Source organism: Streptomyces sp. NBC_01283, from assembly GCF_041435335.1.
GTDB lineage: Bacteria > Actinomycetota > Actinomycetes > Streptomycetales > Streptomycetaceae > Streptomyces.
In genome coordinates, this window is record NZ_CP108430.1 from 1,177,409 (window position 1) to 1,195,996 (window position 18,588).

Consider the following 18,588-nt stretch of genomic DNA (forward strand, 5'->3'; position numbering starts at 1 on the left):
CTGTCAACCTACCGTTGACACATGACGCAACCTGCACACCCCATTCGACTGGACGACCTGATCCAGGCGATCAAGACGGCCCATCCCGAAGCGGCCCTCGACCAGCTCTCCGACGCGGTGATCGCCGCCGATCACCTCGGCGACGTCGCCGACCATCTGATCGGCCACTTCGTGGACCAGGCGCGCCGCTCGGGCGCCTCCTGGACGGATATCGGCAAGAGCATGGGAGTCACCCGGCAGGCGGCCCAGAAGCGGTTCGTGCCCAAGGACCCCGGCGAGATGTCGGACCTCGATCCCCGGCAGGGCTTCAGCCGGTTCACCCCCCGGGCGAAGAACGTGGTCATGGCCTCGCAGGAGGAGGCCCGTGCCGCGGGGAACGACGAGATCGGGCCCGGCCATCTGGCCCTCGCCCTCCTGACCGAGCCGGACGCCCTCGCCGCGAAGGCCCTTGTCGCACAGGGGAGTTCACTCGACGCGATCCGCGAGGGCATCACCACGGGGCTGCCGCCCGCGGTCGCCGAGGTGCCCGACCTCATCCCGTACGACGCCGGGGCGAAGAAGGTCCTTGAGCTCACCTACCGCGAGGCACTGCGGCTCGGGCACAACTACATCGGGACCGAGCACATCCTGCTCTCGCTCCTGGAGGCGGAGGGCGGCTCGGGCGCGCTCGCCGGGCTCGGCATCGACAAGTCGGCCGCCGAAACGCACATCACCGAGGCCCTGGAGGCAATCCGCCCCTCCCTCAACGAGGCGTGACCGGGCCGGATCCGGCCGCGGGGCCACCCTTTCCGGGTTCCCGCCCCGCTGCCGCGCGCACCCGCGCCGCCTCCCGGACGGCCGCCGCGTTCGCCTTGCCCTGCCGGGATCCGGCGAGCTTCGCCTTGATGTGGTCGCGCACCAGGATCGGTTCGTAGGCCAGTTCGCCGGAGGCGTCGAGATGGCTCGGCAGCGTGGAGATGACCGCGTCCACGTTACCGTCGTGGAAGTAGGCGGCGGACCGGCGCCGGACGATGCCGCCGTCCACGATCGGCGGCTTGACGCGGTGCAGGGTGGACATCCAGCGGTCGTTCGTGAGCCGGGCGGTCAGGTCGCCGAGGTTGACCAGGAGAGCACCGTCGACGGGGGAGACGTCGTGCCAGGCCCCGTCGGTGCCGAGCACCTGCAGCCCGGCGACCTGGTCCGCCCACAACACGGTGACCAGGCCGAAGTCGGTGTGCTCGCCCATCCCCGTCAGGTCACCGTCGAGGGTGACGGGGCCTTCGGGCAGGGCGTAGTTGTTCATGCGCAGTACGTCGATGGAGTGGTCGGTCAGCGAATCGAAGAAGTCCGACGGCTCCCCCAGCGCGTCCGCGAAAACGCGGGTCAGGGTGCGTGCCACGCGTCCGGCCTGGGCGAAGTAGCCCAGCACGGCCGGTTCGAAGCCGTCGACCTGCGTGGGCCAGACGTTGAGTCCGTAATCGTCCTCGGAGAGATCGAGGCCGGGGAACGAGCGGGCTTCGGTGCCGATGTTGAACGCCTCGAAGAAGTCGTTCATCCGCCCGGCCGACTCCACGCCGAGGCTCAGGCTGAGGGATTCGCTCTTGGGCGGGCTGTAGCCGCGGTTCGCACCGGTCACCCGGTAGCTCTTCCTCCCCTCCAGGGGCAGGCCGAAGAAGCCGTCCATGGCGGCGGTCAGGCCGTCCACCGTCCCGTCGGGAATGCCATGACCGAGGATCTGGACGAAGCCGACGCGGGCACAGGCGTCGTCCATCTGCCTTGCCACGCTCGCACATTGACATGCGGGGCCGCCGTCGACGTACGGCGTGATGTCGATGACGGGAACCTCGAAGGGCGGCGGCGGCCCGACCGGCACCTGCGGTTCGGTCGCGGAGGGGGACATCGGCGTCTCCTGGCGTCAGCGAGGGTCTGGGCCCGATTCCCTGTCACGATCTCACTGCCCTGCCTCCGACGGCACGTCGGCCGAGGTGATGTCCGCCTCCAGCCTTCGCAGCCGTTCCGCGTCGCAGACGCGGGGGCAGGTGCCGCAGGCCTCGGCGGCCCGGATCGTGTAGTAGAGGCAGCAGCCGAGGCGGGTGCGGGTCGGGTGCCGTTCGCCGTCACGGGTCGTCAGGTTGCGGAAGGCCGCGCCACCGGGGAAGGGCTCGACAGGGCCGGGGAGCAGGGCGTCCACCGCACACAGGGCCTCGTCCTCCTGGCCGAGCATGCGGCCCAGGTACCAGATCCCGGAGATGAGGTCGTCCCCCGCCATCCCCCACAACGCCCGCTGTCCGCGCCGCAGTCGGGGGCCGATGGCCGTGAGCAGCGGACGCATGTGCGCGACGACCGCGGCGCGGAGTTCGGCGCGCAGCGACTCCTCGTCGGCGAGGACTCGCGTTCCGGGGAGTCCGGCCGCCGGGTCGTCCGGGAGGCAGGCGAAGGAGCCGGGGACGATCTCGAATTCACCGGTCTCCAGGTGGACGCGCACCTCCTCGGGGTGGATCCGCGGCACACGCCGCTCCAGGTGCCAGGCGCCACTCATCAGCAGGGAGACCGACCAGAGGTAGCCGTGCAGGGCGCGGGACGCGGCGACGTCCGGCCGCGGAGTGTGGTCGTGGCCGGCGCGGATGCGTGCGGCCTCCGCCCCGACGAAGGCGTCGAGAGCACCTTGATGTGACACCAGTTCGGCACCGGTGACCCACCCTTGGCTCACGGCCGAGTCAGGTCGCGCCACCGTGACGGCGAGCGACTCGCAGTGCGTGGCGAGCCGCCGGTACGTCTCGGCGAGCAGGGCGGCGGGGCTCAGGGCGGTGGCGTTCGACGCCAGGTCCGGGGCCACGGTCAGCGGCACTCGTACTCCTTGGAAGGCAGGTCCATCGGGCGTCCGACGGCGGACCCGTCCACCGCGAACTAGGTAAGGCTTACCTTATTTCTCTTCAACTTGCCGCATCGTGAACGGCGCGCCGCGAACATCTGCGTCCCGAGTGATCCACTCCTCACAGCGAGTTGACATCATTAGGTATACCTAACCTAAACTCTCGCCCCGTGTCCAAGATCGCTCGGGCCGTCCCGCCAGGCAGCCTCTTCGCGCGACGGATCCCTCTGCTCCTCGCCGGAATCGGCGCGTTGGCCGTGTGCGCCGCGCTGAGCCTGGCCCTGGGATCGCGTCCAGTGCCGCTCTCCACGGTGGCCGAAGCGCTCTTCGGCGACGCCCACGGGCGGGACGCGATCGTCGTCACCGGACTGCGCCTTCCGCGCACCGTCGTCGCGCTCGCCGTCGGCGCCGCCCTCGGCGTGGCCGGAGCCGTCGCCCAGGGCATCACGCGCAACCCGCTCGCCTCGCCGACCACACTCGGCATCAACGCGGGCGCCGGATTCGCGGTCGTCGTCGCGATCTACACCCTGCATCTCACGCGACCCGTCGAGTACTTGTGGTTCGCCTTCCTCGGTGCCGCGGCGGCCGGGATGCTCGCCCAGCTCCTCGCCCGGCGCGCGGGTGACCTCGATCCGGTGCGGCTCGCGCTCGGCGGCGTCGTCCTCCAGATGGTGCTGCTCTCCTGGTCCCAGGCCGTGATGCTGGCAAGCGAACGCACCCTGGACGAGGCCCGCTTCTGGCTTGCCGGTTCGCTGTCCGGCCGCACGCTCGACGCGCTCTGGCCGGTCCTGCCCACCCTCGTCATCGGCCTGGTCGTCGCCCTCGCGATCTCCCCCGCGCTCAACGCCCTCGCGCTGGGCGACGATTCGGCGCAGGCGCTCGGCGTGCCGGTGGCCAGAATCCGCGTGACCGGGGGCATCGCGGTCGTCCTGCTGGCGGGCTCGGCGGTGGCGGTCGCCGGGCCCGTCGCGTTCATCGGCCTCGCCGCCCCGCACCTGGTGCGGCTCGCGGTCGGCTCCGACCACCGGCTGCTCGTGCCGGGCTGCCTGATCGCCGGGCCGCTGCTGCTCCTGGCCGCCGATGTCCTCGGGCGCGTCGTCGTGCGCCCCTCCGAGCTGGAGGTGGGCATCGTCAGCGCCTTCCTCGGCGCACCGCTGCTCGCGGTCCTGGCCCGGAAGGTGGCGCGATGACCGTCTTCGCCGTACGGGAGGAAGCGGCCACCCCCACCAGGGCACGGGTCCGGCAGTCGCGCCGCCTGGCACTGCTCGGCATCTGCGGTCTCGGCATCCTCTTCGCCCTCGTCACGCTGGCCCTGACGACGGGCCAGCTGCCGCTGCCCGCGTCCGTCGCGCTGCGCGGCCTGGTCGGCCTCGGTGACCCGGCGGACGTCATGGTGGTGCGGGACTTCCGGGCGCCCCGGGTGATCGCCGCTGTCGTCGCCGGGGTCGGGCTCGGGGTCGCGGGATCGCTGTTGCAGCGGGTGTTCCGCAATCCGCTGGCCTCGCCGGACGTGATGGGCGTGACCGGCGGTGCCTCCTTCGGAGCCGTCGTGCTGCTCGCCACAGGGGCTTCCCAGACGCTGATCCCGCTGGCCGCGCTGGGCGGCGGTCTCCTGGCCGCGCTGCTGCTCGGGGTGTTCGGCTGGCGCTCGGGGCTCACCGTCACCCGGCTCGTGCTCGTCGGGCTCGCGGTCCAGGCGGGCCTCGCCGCCGCCGTGAACCTCATGGTCGTACGCTTCCCCGCCGAACTCGCGGGCTCCGCGCTGCAGTGGACCACCGGATCGCTCTACGGGCGGACGTGGACCGAGGTGTGGGCCGCCGGAGGCGCGGTGGCGCTCGCGCTCATGGCCGCGTTCGCGCTCCAGCGGCGCCTCGCCGTGCTGGACCTGGGCGATGAGTCTGCGGGCGGCCTCGGCCTGAACCCGTCGGCCGCGCGCCTCCAACTCCTCGTCACCGCCATCGTGCTGGCCTCGCTCGCCGCCGCGCTCACCGGGCCCGTCGCGTTCGTGGCGCTCGCCGTACCGCATCTGGTGCGGTTCGTCGCGGGCCCGCCCACACCGGGGACGCTGGCGCTCACCGGCCTGGCGGGCGCGGTGCTGCTGCTCGCGTCCGACCTGGTGGTGCAGCATCTGCTCCCGGTGTCCGGGCTCCCCGTCGGGGTGGTCACCGCGACGCTCGGCGCTCCCTGGCTCCTCGTCCTGATGATCCGACAGAGCAGGCCCGTCAACCGGAGTGCCGCATGAGCCCCACGCAGCCGTCATCCACGCGGTCGTCCAAGCAGCCGTCCAAGCAGCCGTCCAAGCAGTCCTCGTCCGCGGGGACGTCCGCACCGGCGTCCCCCGCCAATCAACTCTCCACGCACGGGCTCGACCTGCGGTACGGCGACAAGGTGGTGGTCGGCGGCCTCGACGTGACCCTGCCCGGCGGCGCGGTCACCGCCATCGTCGGCCCGAACGCCTGCGGCAAGTCCACCCTGCTGCGCGGCCTGACGCGGCTGCTCGCACCGGCGGGCGGAAGTGTCGCCCTGGACGGCGCGGACATCCACCGGATGTCGGCGCGGGCCCTTGCCCGGCGGATGGGTCTCCTGCCGCAGCAGCCGGTGACGCCCGAGGCCATCACGGTCGAAGCCCTCGTACGCCTCGGCCGGTACCCCCATCAGACCTTCCTCAGCCCCTGGTCCAAGGCCGACCAGGCGGCGGTGGACGAGGCGCTGGAACGCACCGGCACCACGGAACTGCGCGAGCGGAGCGTCGACCAGCTCTCCGGCGGCCAGCGTCAGCGTGCCTGGATCGCCCTCGCGCTGGCCCAGGACACCGAACTCCTGCTCCTGGACGAGCCGACCACCTTCCTGGACCTGCGCCACCAGCTCGACGTGCTCGACCTGGTCGCCGATCTGCATGCCGAGGCGGGCCGCACCGTGGTGATGGTGCTGCACGACCTCGGACAGGCCGCCCGGTACGCGGATCACCTGGTCGTCCTCAAGGACGGCCGGCTCGCCGCTGCCGGGGCTCCCGCCGACGTACTCGACGCCCAGCTCGTCAAGGACGTGTTCGACGTCGACTGCCGGGTCGTCCCCGACCCGGAGACCGGCACCCCACTGGTCGTACCGAAGGGCAGAGCCGCCCGCCGCGCCACGGACGATCCGGCCGTCCCCGCCTGATCGTCACCGTCAGACATCGGTACGCACTGTCCGCCCGCCTCCCCTCCCCACCATCCGCTCACAGCAAGGGAATCCAGGCCTCATGACCACCAGCAGCGTTCCACGCAGGCTCAGTGCCGTCCTGCTCACCGTCGTCCTCGGCACCGGCGCGCTCGCCGCGTGCGGTGACTCCGAGGGCGACGACAAGGGCAAGGCCGGCTCCGCCGCCGAAACCGGTTTCCCGCGCACCGTCAAGCACGCCATGGGCAGCACCGAGATCCCCGCACGGCCGCAGAAGGTCGTCGTCCTGGACACCGGAGAGCTCGACGACGTCACGCTGCTCGGCGTCAAGCCGGTCGGCGCGGTCTCCCCGCACTTCAAGACCGCGGGCGGCTTCCCCTCGTACCTCAAGGGCAAGATCGGCGGGGTGAAGGACGTCGGCCCGATGGAGGAACCGAACCTGGAGCTGATCGCGTCCCTCAAGCCCGATCTGATCCTGTCCTCCAAGGTCCGGCACGAGAAGGTCTACGACAAGCTCAAGGGCATCGCGCCGACCGTCTTCACCGAGACCACGGGCGGCCCCTGGAAGGCGAACCTGAAGGTCCACGCCAAGGCCCTCGGCATGGAGAGCCAGGCGGACACGGCGCTCAAGAACTACGAGACGCGCGCCAAGGCCCTGGGCGATTCCATCAAGGCGAAGTACGACGGAAAGATGCCGTCGGCCTCGGTCGTCCGCTTCGTCGCGGGCCCGACACGGCTGTACCAGAAGTCCGCCTACAGCGGCGTCGTCCTCGACGACATCGGCCTCGAGCGCCCGGCCTCGCAGAACTCGTCCGACCCCGAGAAGACGATGCTGGACGTCAGCCCCGAGCAGATCGACAAGGCCGAGGCCGACCTGATCTTCGTGACGACCGCCGACGCCCCCGACAAGACCCAGCAGAAGGACGTCACGTCCAACCCCGTCTGGAAGGACCTGACGGCCGTCAAGAAGGACAAGGTCTTCACCGTCCCGGACGAGACGTGGATGTCGGGCATCGGGGTCCAGGCAGCAGAGCACGTCCTTGAGGACGTGGCCAAGGCGACGGACGTCGAGCTCCCGGCCAAGTAGCCACCCGCCTTCGGGGGCGGGCCCCGCTCGGTTGCGGCCCGCCCCTCCCCTTCTCCCCCACACGCACCTCCGCTCGCACCCGGAAGTGGACTCGCACATGCGGCTGTACGTCCTTGCCCGCAACCCCACCGACTCGGTCACCGAAGGCTTTCTGCCCGCCGCGCGCAGGCTCGGCCTCGACGTCACGCTCCTCACCGACCAGCCGGAGGCGCACCGTCGCCGGGAGGGCCCGGATTCCACGGAGCGCCCGGCTCACCTGGAGATCCTGGAGAACTCCGAGGCCCTGCAGATCCTTGAGTGCGACGTACGCGATTTCCGCGCCGTCATCAGCCGGATCTCCGCCCACCACTCCCCCGACGCGATCTTCACCAACAGCGACCACCTGCAGACCCAGGCCGCCCTGGCCGCCGAGTACTTCGGGCTTCCCGGCAAGGACTGGCGGGCGGCACTGCGCACCAAGGACAAGGCGCAGATGCGGCGCCATCTCGCATCGGCGGGCGCTGACGCGGTCTGGTCTGCGGAGCTCTCCGCAGACCGGGATCCGGCCGAACTCACGGCTCTCGACGTGCCGTTCCCGTGCGTGGTCAAACCGCGGGAGGGCGTGGCCAGCGAGGACGTGGTGCTCGTCGAAGGGCCGGGGCAGCTGGTGCGGCGGTGCGCGGAGATACAGGCGCGGCGGCCCGGGGCGGCGCTGGTCGTCGAGGAGTACCTCGCCGGGGAGTTGTGCACCCTGGAGACCCTCGGTGACGGCCGCGTGCGGCACGTGCTCGGCGGCTTCCGTACGGAGGTGTCGCCGCCGCCGTACTTCATAGAGGAGCGGATGACGTTCGTCCCGGCGCATCCGGGTCCGGTCGTCGCTCAGGTACTGGCCCAACTGGACGCGCTGGGTGTGGGGTTCGGGGCGTGCCACACGGAGTTCGTGGTGGCGGAGGGGCGGGCCCGGCTCATAGAGGTCAACTACCGGGCCATCGGTGACCAGTGCGATCTGCTCCTCGCCCAGCTCCTGGACATACCGCTCTTCGAGCACATCCTCCGTACGCATCTTGGCGAGCCGCTCCCCTCGGATCTGGGCGCGCGGACCGACGGCCGGGCACGGCTCGACTATCCGTGCGCGCGGAGCGCGGGCACGCTGACCGCCGCGCCGCGCGCGACCGAAGTGACGGCGGGCGGCGTGCGGCTCACCTACCGCCCCCTGCGCGAGATCGGCGAACGCCACGACCTCCACGGCACGAACCGCGACTTCCTCGGTGTGGTCCGCGCCACGGGCACCGACCAGACAGCCGTGGACCGCGCCGTGGCGGACTTCCTCACCGAGCACCACTGGGAGATCACCCCGTGAGGCCTTCACCCACGGCCGACGTGGGCACGGTGACGGGCATGGGCGAGGCCAAGGCCAAGGCCACGAGCATCGAGGGTGAGCTCCTGTTACGCGTCCTGAGCGCGCTCCTGCGCGAGGACGTGGTGGGGTGGCGCACCCAGAGCGAGACGGTGCGACTGCCGGACGGCTTGTGGCTGAGGCTGCCTGTGGCACCGGGTCGGGGGGCGTCCGCGGAAGGGAATGGCGCCGGGATCCCCGCACCACGGCCCGGTGCGGACACCGGTGGAAGCGACGAAGGCAGCCTGCCGCATACGTCCGGCGGTGCCTCCACGCAGGAGGAAGCCGCCTCCAGCGACGCCGCCCACCGGCGCCCCGTCGACAACAGTGGGAGCCATGGGCGCGAGCAGCCTGCGCGGACGCCCGCGGGGGCGACGCCCCGTGGCTCGGCGGAGAGGGACGCCGTCGCGATCCCCGCGCCACGGCCAGGTGCGGACGTGCGTGGTGGCGGCACGCAAACCGAGGCCGGTGGCAGGTCCGACCGCGCCGTGCGCCGGCCCGGCGGTGATGCCTTGCTCATGCCCGTCCGTGCGGACGGCTATCAAGCCGCGTACGCCGCCCGGCTTCCCTTCATCCGGCGTGAGTCCGACGGGCGTGAGCTCCGTGACGCGGGCAGTGTGCTGTCCGCTCTGCGTGGGCTCGCCGCCCCGGTCGACCGGGGCGGGTTCGATGCCTTCGCCGTGGAGTGTGCGCAGGCGCTCGACGCCATGCGGCTGCATGACAGGACGAGGGGTGAGGTGGGCGCCCTGCTCACCGGGCGGTACGGGGAGGATCCCGCCGCGTGGCGTGGGCTCGGGGGCGGGCTCGGCTTCGACACGCTCGCCGCGCGCGCGGATCATCCCGTGTACCCGACCTCGCGCGGCCGTTCCGGGCTGGACGTCACGCAACTGCGCTCGTACGCGCCCGAGTTCCACCCCACCTTCGCCCTGCGGTGGCTCGCCCTGCCCCGCGATGCCGTCACGGTCGGCGGCGGCTCCACCGCCTGGTTGTCCCCGCGTGCCGCCGGCGTTCCCGAGCTCGACGGAAGCCATCTCCTCCTGCCCGTGCACCCCTTGACCGCGGACGGCCCCCTGCGGGACGCGCTGCGGGCAGCGGGGCTCCACGAGCGGGCCCGGCTCATCACAGGGCCCGGACCCGACGTCGTACCGACCCTGTCGATGCGTACCGTCGCCCTCGCCTCCGACCCCGCCCAGCACCTCAAGCTCCCGCTCGCCACCGCCACACTGGGCCTGCGCAATCGGCGCACCATCAAACCGGGCACCCTCACCGACGGCGCGGCGGGCCAGCGGCTCGTCGAAGCCGTCATCGGCCGCGAGCCCCGGTTCCAGGGTGTCGTCCTGCACGCGGACGAGACCCGCTTCGCCCACGCCGGGCACGAGCTCCTCGCCGTGCTCCTGCGTCGCTACCCCGCCGGTCTCGACGGCGCCGTCGTCGTGCCGATGGCCGCCCTCATGTGCCCGGCACCCGGTGGCGACAGGCTGCTGGTCGACCACCTCGCCGACCGCTTCTACGGCGGTGACCCGCTCGCCCTCCTCGACGCCACGCTCACCCTCCTCTTCGACTGGCAGACCACCCTCTTCGCCTACGGGGTCGCCCTGGAGTCGCATCAGCAGAACATCTCGCTGGTCCTTGAAAACGGGGACGAAGGCGCGGGCCGAGCGGCGCGCCTGCGGCTTCTCTTCAAGGACAACGACGGGCCCCGCGTCAACCTCGCCCGGCTGCGTGACGCGATGGGGCAACAGGCACCGTCACCGGACGAGTTCGACGACTCGCGGATCTTCGTCGACGGGGACCGGCCCGTACTCGACCTCTTCACCACCATCACCCTCCACCTCTGCGCGGGCTCCTACGCCTTCGGGCTCGCCCGGCACGGCCACGCCCCGCTGGAGCGGCTGCTCCGGCTCGTGCGCGAGCGGCTCGCCGAGGCCGTGGAGCGGCTCGACCCGGGGCCGGGCGAGCCGGGCGCACTCCTGCGGGCGCACGTCCTGGACGCGGCGGAGCTGCCCGTGAAGGCGATGGTCACCGCGGGGACCCTGCTCTCCAAGGAGCGCTCCGGGGCCGCCGACATCAACAAGCACTACACGACAGGGCCCAACTACCTTCGGATGACGGGGAGTTCGTGATGGCTGCCACCGCATCGTCGGCGCACGTGCTTACGGAGGAGCCGACCATGGGCGCGGGACTCGGCCGACGCCAGGTGCATGCCGTCGCCGCCTGCTACTTCGTCGCGTCGTTCGCCGCCCTCGGCCTTCCCCCGTATCTCACCCAGATCCTCCCGGAGTTGGGAGATGCCAGCGCCCGCTGGGCCGGGCTGCTGTATGTCGTCCCGACCGTGTTCGGCGCGCTCGGCGCGCCCCTGTGGGGCCGCGCCGCCGACCGCTTCGGGCGAAAACGGCTGCTCCTGCGGGCGCAACTCGGCCTCGCCGTCTCCTTCTTGCTCGCCGGGTGGGCCGAGTCGTTCGCCGCGTTCGTCACGGCCCTGGTGCTGCAGGGCGTGCTGGGCGGCACGTTCGCCGCGTCCAACGGTTATCTCGCCGCCGCGCTCACCGGTTCGGGCCTGTCCAGGGCACTCACCTTGATGCAGGGTGCCGCGCGGGCGGCGCTCGTCCTGGCGCCGATCGTCGTCGGATCGCTGTCCCCCTGGGTCTCGCCGCACCGCCAGTACGCCCTGCTCGCCGTCCTGCCCCTGGCCGCCGCCGCGATGCTCGCCGCCCTACCGGAGCCCAGGGCGGAACTGCCGGACGCCACCGAAGCGGCCGATGGGCCCACGGCCACCGCACCGCTCGCCCCTCTCAGGGCGCTCTACGCCTTCGAGTTCGCCTTCGTCTTCTCCACCGTCATCTCCTTCCCGTACCTGATCGCGCTGGTCGAGGACCGAATACCCGGCGTCTCACCGGTCGTGTCCGGCGTGCTGTTCGCCCTGCCGCACCTGTGCTACCTCCTCTTCGCGCTGCGGGTGCACCAGGTCGTCGAACGCCGACCCATGCAGGGGATCGCCGCCGGGTTCGGTCTGGTCGCGCTCGGTCTCGCCGGGCACGGCGCCGCCGATTCGCTCGCCGCCTTCACCGGCGTGCGGCTGCTCCTCGGCGCGGGCCTCACGCTCGGCCTGGTCAGCCTGTCCGTACTGGCCGCCGCGTGCGCCCACGGCCGACCGCCCGGCGGGATGTTCGGCACGCTCGAGCTCGTCTCCAAAGGGGGCGCGGTCGCCGCCGGTCTCGCGGCAGCGGCCGGCAACAGCCTGCTCGGCCTGTCCGCGCCCCTCCTCACCGGCACCGCGATCGCCCTGCTCGCCCTGGCCGCCGCCACCCTTCCCGCCCTGTTCCGCCGCTCGCCCCGCATCCGCTGGAGCCGTTGATGTCCTTGCCGACCGGCACGTTCGCCGCCCCGTCCGCAACACCCGCCCAGTCCGCCGCCCTCGTCACCGGCGCCCCCGTCGCCGGGGCCGCGCCCACTCGCCTGCCCAGCGCCGACCAGGCCGTGACGCACACCCTCCTCAACTGCCTGCTGCGCGAGGTCTCGGGCCCCGAGCACCAGACCGCCGTCGTCGACGGTGATCTCCTGCTCCGGCTGCCGCGCCGCGGGGTCCTCCTGCGGGTCGCGCTGCGCCGCGCCTCCCTCCTCGGCGCCCACCGCTTCACCGGCCCGGTGACCGAGCAGCGGGACGGCAGCTGGGTGGAGGTGGAGTGGCCGCGGCTCGCCGAGTACACGCATGCCGAGCTCTCGCTGCGTACCGGCGTGAGCAACGAGGAGTTCCTGGAGCAGATCGCCTCCAGTCATGAAGGCGTCAGCGCCGCGATCGCAGCCGGATGTTCGGCGCTCTCCACGGAGCAGGTTCTCGGGGAGAAGGCGTTCAAGGGAGCCGGGACCACCCCGGAGTGGCTCGCGGACTACCTCGCCTCCGAGCAGTCCCTGCTGTTCGGCCACCGCTTCCACCCCACTCCCAAGGCACGCGGCGGCGACCTCGCCGACTGGTCCGCCTACGCCCCCGAGACCGCGGCGGTCTTCCCGCTGCGCCATCTCGCCGTACGGGATCACCTCATCGCCGAGGAGTCGGCGCGGCCGGGCGCCACGGACCCTCTCGACCGCCTGGGGACGGTGCCGGACGGCTACCGGCTGCTGCCGGTGCACCCCTGGCAGTACGACCTGCTGCGGGAGCACCCGGGGCTGCGTGCCGCCCTGGAGCGCGAGGACGTCATCGATCTGGGGGCCGGCGGCTCGCCCTTCGCGGCGACGGCCTCCGTGCGCACGCTGTACGACGGTGACACCTTCCTGAAGTTCAGCCTGAACGTCCGCATCACCAACTGCCTTCGCAAGAACGCGAGTTACGAGCTTTCGGGTGCCGTCGCGCTCACCCGCACGCTCGAAGGCGCGCTGGACGGCCTGGCCGCCCGCTTCCCGGGCAGCGCCATGCTCCGCGAGCCCGCCTACCGCAGCCTGGCACTGGCGGGGCCCGACGGTCACCCCGACCTGGCCCTCCTGGAGGGCTTCGGCGTCATCGTCCGCGAGGGCCTGGCCGGACGGCTCCTTCCCGGCACGACCCCGCTGCTCGCAGCGGCCGTAGCTGACGAGTACCCGACGGGGCCCGGCCACATCTCCCGCCTCCTCGAAGGCGCGGGTCCGGAGCGGGCACTCGACTGGTGGCGGACGTATCTCCGGCTCCTGCTGCCGCCGGTGCTCGCCGCGTACTTCGACCACGGCCTGGTGCTCGAACCGCATCTGCAGAACGTCCTCGTCTGCGTCGACGACGACGGCATGCCCGCGCAGGTGCTCTTCCGCGACCTGGAGGGCACCAAGTTGATCCCCGAGTGCCACGCCGAGACCCTGGCGGCGCTCCCGCCCGAGGTCGCGGGGCCCCTGACGTACGACGCGCAGCGCGGCTGGGACCGCGTCGTCTACTGCCTCCTCGTGAACCACGTCGCCGAGCTGCTCGCCGCACTCGCCGACCTGCACCCGCACACCGAACCCGCGCTCTGGTCCCAAGTCCGCGCCACCCTGCAGGAGTTCGCCGACACGCATGGCTGCCCGCCCCGGCTCAGCGCCCTGCTCGCCGGAGTGCCGCTGCCCGCCAAGGCCAATCTGCTCACCCGCTGGGAGCGCAAGGCCGACCGGGACGCGGGGTACGTCCGTCTCACCTCACCCTTTCCGCTCGCCGAGCACGTACGGGACCTGGGTGCCCGCACCGACGCACCTTGGAGCTCCGCAGGATGACCGCCCCCACCCCTGCCGTACGTGACCGTGCCCTCGGCCTCGCCACGGAGGAACTGCCCGCCTATCTGTACGACCTGTCGGCGCTGGACGCCCATGCCGTCGCGGTGCGCGCCGCCCTCCCCCGGCAGGTGCAGCTCTACTACGCCGCCAAGGCCAATCCCGAGCCGGCGATCCTGAGCACGCTCGGCCCGTACGTCGACGGCTACGAGGTCTCGTCGGGCGGCGAACTCGCCCATGTGGCCAAGGCGGTGGCGGGGCGCCCGCTGGCCTTCGGCGGCCCGGGCAAGACACCGGACGAGATCGCGGCGGCCCTTGAGCTCGGTGTGGAGCGCTTTCACGTCGAGAGCGGCTACGAGCTGCGAATGCTGGCCTCGATCGCCGCCCGCGTCGTCCCGCACACCCGCGTCGGCGTCCTGCTCCGGTTCAATCTCGACCTCAACGCCGAGGCCCTGGAGGGCAGTTCCCTCGCGATGGGCGGGCGCCCCACTCCCTTCGGTCTCGACGCGGCCGACGCCGACTCGGTGATGGCCCCGCTCACCGACGGCAGCCTCCCCCAGCTGCGTCTGCTCGGCGTGCACGCCCATCTGGCCAGCGGACTCGACGCGCCGCGGCAGCTCGCGGTCGCCGAGTCCATCGTGACGTGGTCGCAGGAGCTCGCCCGGCGGCACGGCACCGGACTGGCGGAAGTCAATGTCGGTGGCGGCATGAGCGTGGACTACGCCGACCCGGACGCGCGCTTCGACTGGGCCGCCTACGGCGACGGCCTCGCCCGGCTCTGCGCGGCGCACCCCGGACTGACGCTCCGCATCGAGCCGGGCCGAGCGCTGACCGCGTACTGCGGCTGGTACGCCACCGAGGTCCTGGACGTGAAGCAGAGCCACGGCGAGGAGTTCGCGGTGGTGCGCGGCGGCACCCACCATCTGCGCACCCCCGCCGCCAAGGGCCACGACCAGCCCTGCACCGTGCTCCCGGCGCGCGAGCCGTGGCCGCATCCCTGGCCCCGGTCCGAGGCACGGCGGGACCGGGTGACGTTCGCGGGGCAGCTGTGCACCCCGAAGGACGTGCTGGCCCGGCAGGTTCCGGTGGCGGGGCTGCGGGCCGGGGACCGGGTGGTGTTCGCGATGGCGGGTGCGTACGCGTGGAACATCTCGCACCACGACTTCCTCATGCACCCCAGGCCCGGCTTCCACTTCCTCTGAGCGCCCGTGCCCCGCGGCGTGCTCCTCGGACGGCGCGGCTAGTACCCCTGGGACCACCGCACGACGTTGCGCAGCGGCTCGCCGCCTGCGAGCCGCTGCCAGTTGTGCAGGAACAGGTCGACGATCCGCTGTGTCTCGTCGCGTGAGCCGCCCGCGGTGTGCTGGGTGAGGATCACGTTCGGGCAGCTCCACAGCGGGTGTCCGGCGGGCAGCGGCTCCTCGCGGGTCACGTCGAGGACCGCGCCGCCGAGCCGGCCGGAGGCGAGGGCGGCGACGAGGGCTTCCTCGTCCGCCAGGGTGCCGCGTCCGGCGTTCACGAAGACCGCGCCGGGGCGCAGCCGGTCGATGCGCCGCCGGTCGAAGAGGTCCGCGGTCTCGTCCGTGCCCGGCAGCAGTCCCACGACGACGTCGAACTCGGGCAGCCTGGCGTCGAGTTCCTCGCGGGTGCTGATGTCGGCGGCACCCCGGGCGAAGTGCGCGACGGAGCAGCCGAACGGCGCGAGGAGTCCGGCGAGCCGCAGGGCGATGGTTCCCCTGCCCAGGATGAGGACGTTCGCTTCGCTCAGGAGCCGCAGGCCGGGCCGCACGTCCAGCTTCGACCAGGACTCCCCCGCACGGAGTCCGGCCAGCACGTCGACTCCGCGGCAGAGCGCGAGGATGCCCGCGAGGCAGGTCTCCGCGACCGGGTCGGCGAACAGACCGCCGAGGTTGGTGACGGTGAGCCGCTGCCCCAGGACCGGCCAGTCGAGGCCCGTATAGCGGTCGATGCCGACGGACGCGAGCTGCAGCCAGCGCAGGTGCGGCGCCCTCTCCAGCCGGTCCGCCCTCGGGTTGCCGAGCGCGATGTGGGATGCGGCGAGGACGCGTGCGTCGGCCTCGGAGTCGGAGTCCGGTCCGGTGAACCAGACCGGGCCCGGCGCGGCGGCACGCAGTCGCTCCTGGTCGGCGTCGTCCAGCGCCAGCTCCACATACAGGGCGGCGTCCGGTGGCAGGGCGGCCGGTTCGGAGGCCTTCGCACCATGTGATGCTTGTGAGGCCTGTGATGCCTGTGGCGCATGTCGTGCACGGACCATTCCTGATACCCCCGTGGTAAGGAAAGCGCTGGTGAACGCGCGTTCACCGAACTTAGGGCTTTGGTTCCGCGAGGGTCAACAGCGTTCAGGCTCCGGTCGTGGAGCCTGGCCGGATGATCATCAGGACAGTGACGGTGGCCCAGAGCAGATTGAACACCCCTGTATACATGGCGAGTTGGGAACCAGTGCGCTCCCCCACGGCCACCACGCCCGTCCCCTCGGCCAGTTGACCGCGGGTGCCGCTGTCTCCACCGTCTCCGTCTCCCCCGGTCATCGCGTCCAGCGCCGCCTCCTGACGCGGCAGGACGAGGACGATGAGCACCACGGCCGCCGCCATCGTGAGGACGATCGAGGCGATCAGCCAAGCGCTGCCGAGCACGCCCAGGCTGCCCGCGGTCACGAACCCGGTGACGGGGACGGCGACGCCGACGAACGCGTACACCGAGCAGATGCGCTGCAGCAGGCGCAGCGAGGCGACGGCCGCCGCGTCATTCGGGTCGGCCTGGGCTCGGCGCAGGGCCGCGGGGAACATGCTGGCGGCGACGGTGACCGGGCCGACGGCCAGGATCGCGGCCAGCACATGCAGCGTCAGGAAGAACTTGGTCACAGCGGGCCCTCGGGATTCGGAGTGCGAAGAACGGCGGAGTCGGGCGCGGACGGGCGGAGTCCGGTGGAGTCGGCGGAGGCAGGCGGCTCCCGATCGGGACCCGGTCGCCGAGATTAGCCAGCGTTCCCACCCAGCGAACAGTGGCATTAGTGACATGCTTCGCAGAGATACCGCCATCGAGCCCCGGGCCAGTACACGCGAAGACGACGAGGTCATCGGGGTCACATCACCTGCGCACGCGCTTGGCGGGATCACGACTCTGCCGTACGTTGCCGCCATGCATACCGTGGCCGTCCTGGCACTGGACACCGTCATCCCGTTCGACCTGTCAACGCCCATCGAGGTCTTCGGCCGCACCCGGCTGCCGGGCGGTCGGGCCGGCTACCGGGTTCGCGTCTGTGCCGCCGCGCCGCAGATCGACGCCGGTCTGTTCACGCTGCGGGCTCCGTGGGGCCTGGAAGGGCTCGCGGACGCCGACACGATCATCGTGCCCGGCACCGCCGACGTGTCCCGATCCGTCCCCGACGCGGTGCTCGACGCGCTGCGGGACGCGGCGGCCGATGGCACACGGATCGCCTCGATCTGCGCGGGCACCTTCACGCTGGCCGCGACCGGCCTGCTGTCCGGACTCCGCGCCACCACCCACTGGATGGCCGCGGCGGCGCTCGCCGAACGCCATCCCGACATCGACGTCGACCCGGACGTGCTCTACGTCGACAACGGGCAGATCCTGACGTCCGCCGGTGCCGCCGCCGGGCTCGACCTGTGTCTGCACCTGATCCGCCGGGACTACGGCTCCGCCGTCGCCGCGGACGCCGCCCGCCTCTCGGTGATGCCCCTGGAACGCGAGGGCGGCCAGGCCCAGTTCATCGTCTCCGAGGCTCCGCCCACGCCGCAGGGTTCGGAGCTCGAACCGCTCCTGCGCTGGCTGGAGGAGAATGCCGCGCGCGAGCTCACCCTGGAGGACATCGCGGGCCGGGCGGGCATGAGCACCCGCACCCTGCTGCGCCGCTTCCGGGAGCAGACCGGCAGCACGCCGCTGCAGTGGCTGCACCGCACCCGCATCCGGCAGGCCCAGCACCTGCTCGAAACGACGGGGCACTCCGTGGAGCGCATCGCCGTCCAGGTCGGCTTCGGCTCACCCACCGCGTTCCGCGACCGCTTCAAGCGCGTCGCCGGAGTCAGCCCGCAGGCGTACCGCAGGGCATTCCAGTGACCCCATGACCTCAGTGGCCCCGCGCCCACACCGCCTCGTGACCTCAGACCTTCCGCGCCTCGACAAGGCACCAGCGGGGGCTGCCGTCGGCGCGGCGCCCGAACTCCTCCAGCGGGTGCAACCGCATCGTGAACCCCGCCCGGAGCAGGTCCTCGACGACACCCCCCAGCGGGAAAGTCCTGTAGTACATGACGAACGGCGGACGCCACAGCAGATTCCGCACCCGCATCAACCCGTCGAAGCCCAGCAGCGCCCAATGCAGCGGCGACGTCAGGCGCGGCGGCGCACCGATCGGGAAGGCGAAGACCCCGCCGGGCCGCAGCGCCCCGCAGATCTCCGCGAACAGCCGGGGCCGCTCGGCGGGCAGGAAGTGCCCGAACGCCCCGAAGCTCACCGCGAGGTCGAAGGCCTCGACGAAGGGCAGGGCGCGCGCGTCGGCCCGCACCCACTCCACCGCGGGCCCACCGCCCGGAGGAGCCACAGCGGCCTGCGCCTCGGCCAGCATCCCGGCGCTGAAGTCGACACCGGTGACCCGCTCCCGGCACAACGGCAGCAGCGTCTCGACACCCGCGCCGGTGCCGCAGCAGACGTCGAGACCCGCGTCGAACGGGCCGAGGCCGCCCAGCGCGTCCGCGACCGCGGCCAGGATCCGGTCCGGCGTACGGAAGGGGGTGTGGTCGAACTTCGGGGCCAGCAGGTCGTAGCCGTCCTCGATGGAGGAGAGCGCCTGCACGGCCAGTTCGCGGAGCGTGGGTCCCTGGGAGGTGAACACCGGCCCCACCCTAGTCAGCGGCGGGGCGGCCGGGGCTCGAC

At 72.2% G+C, this 18,588-nt stretch carries 16 protein-coding genes; 11 read left to right on the plus strand and 5 right to left on the minus strand.

The window, feature by feature from the left end; all coding sequences use genetic code 11:
• Positions 1-21: 21 nt before the first annotated feature.
• On the plus strand, positions 22-756 hold the full coding sequence (locus OG302_RS05515; RefSeq protein WP_371525688.1) for a Clp protease N-terminal domain-containing protein: 735 nt from the start codon (positions 22-24) through the stop codon (positions 754-756).
• Here the strand turns inward: OG302_RS05515 and OG302_RS05520 are convergent.
• Positions 743-1,879: an isopenicillin N synthase family dioxygenase gene (locus tag OG302_RS05520; RefSeq protein WP_371525689.1), complete on the minus strand. Its 1,137-nt coding sequence runs from the start codon at positions 1,877-1,879 to the stop codon at positions 743-745. The two genes, OG302_RS05515 and OG302_RS05520, sit on opposite strands and share 14 nt — an antisense overlap.
• Positions 1,880-1,930: 51 nt before the next feature.
• Positions 1,931-2,821 carry a (2Fe-2S)-binding protein gene (locus OG302_RS05525; RefSeq protein WP_371750020.1) on the minus strand — a complete coding sequence of 297 codons (891 nt, stop codon included), beginning with the start codon at positions 2,819-2,821 and terminating at the stop codon, positions 1,931-1,933.
• A 200-nt stretch (positions 2,822-3,021) separates the two neighbouring features.
• Between OG302_RS05525 and OG302_RS05530 the strand changes: the two genes are divergently transcribed.
• The 9 genes from OG302_RS05530 (at position 3,022) to OG302_RS05570 (ending at position 14,879) form a co-directional block, all read left to right on the plus strand.
• Complete coding sequence (locus tag OG302_RS05530) at positions 3,022-4,041, plus strand: FecCD family ABC transporter permease (protein WP_371525690.1); 1,020 nt, start codon at positions 3,022-3,024, stop codon at positions 4,039-4,041.
• The gene (locus OG302_RS05535; protein ID WP_371525691.1) at positions 4,038-5,093 is read left to right on the plus strand and encodes a FecCD family ABC transporter permease; all 1,056 of its coding nucleotides are present in this window, start codon (positions 4,038-4,040) and stop codon (positions 5,091-5,093) included. Before OG302_RS05530 ends, OG302_RS05535 begins: the two co-directional genes overlap by 4 nt.
• Positions 5,090-6,010, plus strand: coding sequence for an ABC transporter ATP-binding protein (locus OG302_RS05540; RefSeq protein ID WP_371525692.1), 921 nt, complete (start codon positions 5,090-5,092; stop codon positions 6,008-6,010). Before OG302_RS05535 ends, OG302_RS05540 begins: the two co-directional genes overlap by 4 nt.
• An 82-nt stretch (positions 6,011-6,092) precedes the next feature.
• Positions 6,093-7,097: an ABC transporter substrate-binding protein gene (locus tag OG302_RS05545; protein ID WP_371525693.1), complete on the plus strand. Its 1,005-nt coding sequence runs from the start codon at positions 6,093-6,095 to the stop codon at positions 7,095-7,097.
• A 97-nt stretch (positions 7,098-7,194) separates the two neighbouring features.
• Complete coding sequence (locus OG302_RS05550; RefSeq protein WP_371525694.1) at positions 7,195-8,436, plus strand: acetyl-CoA carboxylase biotin carboxylase subunit family protein; 1,242 nt, start codon at positions 7,195-7,197, stop codon at positions 8,434-8,436.
• Positions 8,433-10,595 (plus strand): IucA/IucC family protein, encoded by a 2,163-nt coding sequence (locus OG302_RS05555; protein ID WP_371525695.1) that lies wholly within the window; start codon positions 8,433-8,435, stop codon positions 10,593-10,595. The genes OG302_RS05550 and OG302_RS05555 overlap by 4 nt, the downstream gene beginning before the upstream one ends.
• A complete protein-coding gene (locus OG302_RS05560) occupies positions 10,595-11,827 on the plus strand; it encodes an MFS transporter (protein ID WP_371525696.1) in 1,233 nt (410 codons plus the stop codon). The genes OG302_RS05555 and OG302_RS05560 overlap by 1 nt, the downstream gene beginning before the upstream one ends.
• Positions 11,827-13,680: an IucA/IucC family siderophore biosynthesis protein gene (locus tag OG302_RS05565; protein WP_371525697.1), complete on the plus strand. Its 1,854-nt coding sequence runs from the start codon at positions 11,827-11,829 to the stop codon at positions 13,678-13,680. The genes OG302_RS05560 and OG302_RS05565 overlap by 1 nt, the downstream gene beginning before the upstream one ends.
• On the plus strand, positions 13,677-14,879 hold the full coding sequence (locus OG302_RS05570; protein WP_371525698.1) for a type III PLP-dependent enzyme: 1,203 nt from the start codon (positions 13,677-13,679) through the stop codon (positions 14,877-14,879). Before OG302_RS05565 ends, OG302_RS05570 begins: the two co-directional genes overlap by 4 nt.
• A 38-nt stretch (positions 14,880-14,917) precedes the next feature.
• Here OG302_RS05570 and OG302_RS05575 read toward each other — a convergent pair whose 3' ends face one another.
• Both OG302_RS05575 and OG302_RS05580 read right to left on the minus strand, forming a co-directional pair.
• Positions 14,918-15,847: a D-2-hydroxyacid dehydrogenase gene (locus OG302_RS05575; RefSeq protein WP_371525699.1), complete on the minus strand. Its 930-nt coding sequence runs from the start codon at positions 15,845-15,847 to the stop codon at positions 14,918-14,920.
• Positions 15,848-16,037: 190 nt separating this feature from the next.
• Positions 16,038-16,559 carry a DUF2269 family protein gene (locus OG302_RS05580; RefSeq protein ID WP_371525700.1) on the minus strand — a complete coding sequence of 174 codons (522 nt, stop codon included), beginning with the start codon at positions 16,557-16,559 and terminating at the stop codon, positions 16,038-16,040.
• Positions 16,560-16,836: 277 nt separating this feature from the next.
• Between OG302_RS05580 and OG302_RS05585 the strand changes: the two genes are divergently transcribed.
• Complete coding sequence (locus OG302_RS05585; protein ID WP_371525701.1) at positions 16,837-17,775, plus strand: GlxA family transcriptional regulator; 939 nt, start codon at positions 16,837-16,839, stop codon at positions 17,773-17,775.
• A 43-nt stretch (positions 17,776-17,818) separates the two neighbouring features.
• Here the strand turns inward: OG302_RS05585 and OG302_RS05590 are convergent, their stop codons facing one another.
• The gene (locus OG302_RS05590; RefSeq protein ID WP_371525702.1) at positions 17,819-18,547 is read right to left on the minus strand and encodes a class I SAM-dependent methyltransferase; all 729 of its coding nucleotides are present in this window, start codon (positions 18,545-18,547) and stop codon (positions 17,819-17,821) included.
• Positions 18,548-18,588: the final 41 nt, after the last annotated feature.

What these genes read in the sequence shown, in the direction of transcription:
- OG302_RS05560 (WP_371525696.1), top strand. Translation starts at nt 10,595, where the DNA reads ATGGCTGCCACCGCATCGTCGGCGCACGTGCTTACGGAGGAGCCGACC.
- OG302_RS05570 (WP_371525698.1), top strand. Translation starts at nt 13,677, where the DNA reads ATGACCGCCCCCACCCCTGCCGTACGTGACCGTGCCCTCGGCCTCGCC.
- OG302_RS05540 (WP_371525692.1), top strand. Translation starts at nt 5,090, where the DNA reads ATGAGCCCCACGCAGCCGTCATCCACGCGGTCGTCCAAGCAGCCGTCC.
- OG302_RS05535 (WP_371525691.1), top strand. Translation starts at nt 4,038, where the DNA reads ATGACCGTCTTCGCCGTACGGGAGGAAGCGGCCACCCCCACCAGGGCA.
- OG302_RS05545 (WP_371525693.1), top strand. Translation starts at nt 6,093, where the DNA reads ATGACCACCAGCAGCGTTCCACGCAGGCTCAGTGCCGTCCTGCTCACC.
- OG302_RS05585 (WP_371525701.1), top strand. Translation starts at nt 16,837, where the DNA reads ATGCATACCGTGGCCGTCCTGGCACTGGACACCGTCATCCCGTTCGAC.
- OG302_RS05550 (WP_371525694.1), top strand. Translation starts at nt 7,195, where the DNA reads ATGCGGCTGTACGTCCTTGCCCGCAACCCCACCGACTCGGTCACCGAA.
- OG302_RS05515 (WP_371525688.1), top strand. Translation starts at nt 22, where the DNA reads ATGACGCAACCTGCACACCCCATTCGACTGGACGACCTGATCCAGGCG.
- OG302_RS05520 (WP_371525689.1), bottom strand. Translation starts at nt 1,879, where the DNA reads ATGTCCCCCTCCGCGACCGAACCGCAGGTGCCGGTCGGGCCGCCGCCG.
- OG302_RS05565 (WP_371525697.1), top strand. Translation starts at nt 11,827, where the DNA reads ATGTCCTTGCCGACCGGCACGTTCGCCGCCCCGTCCGCAACACCCGCC.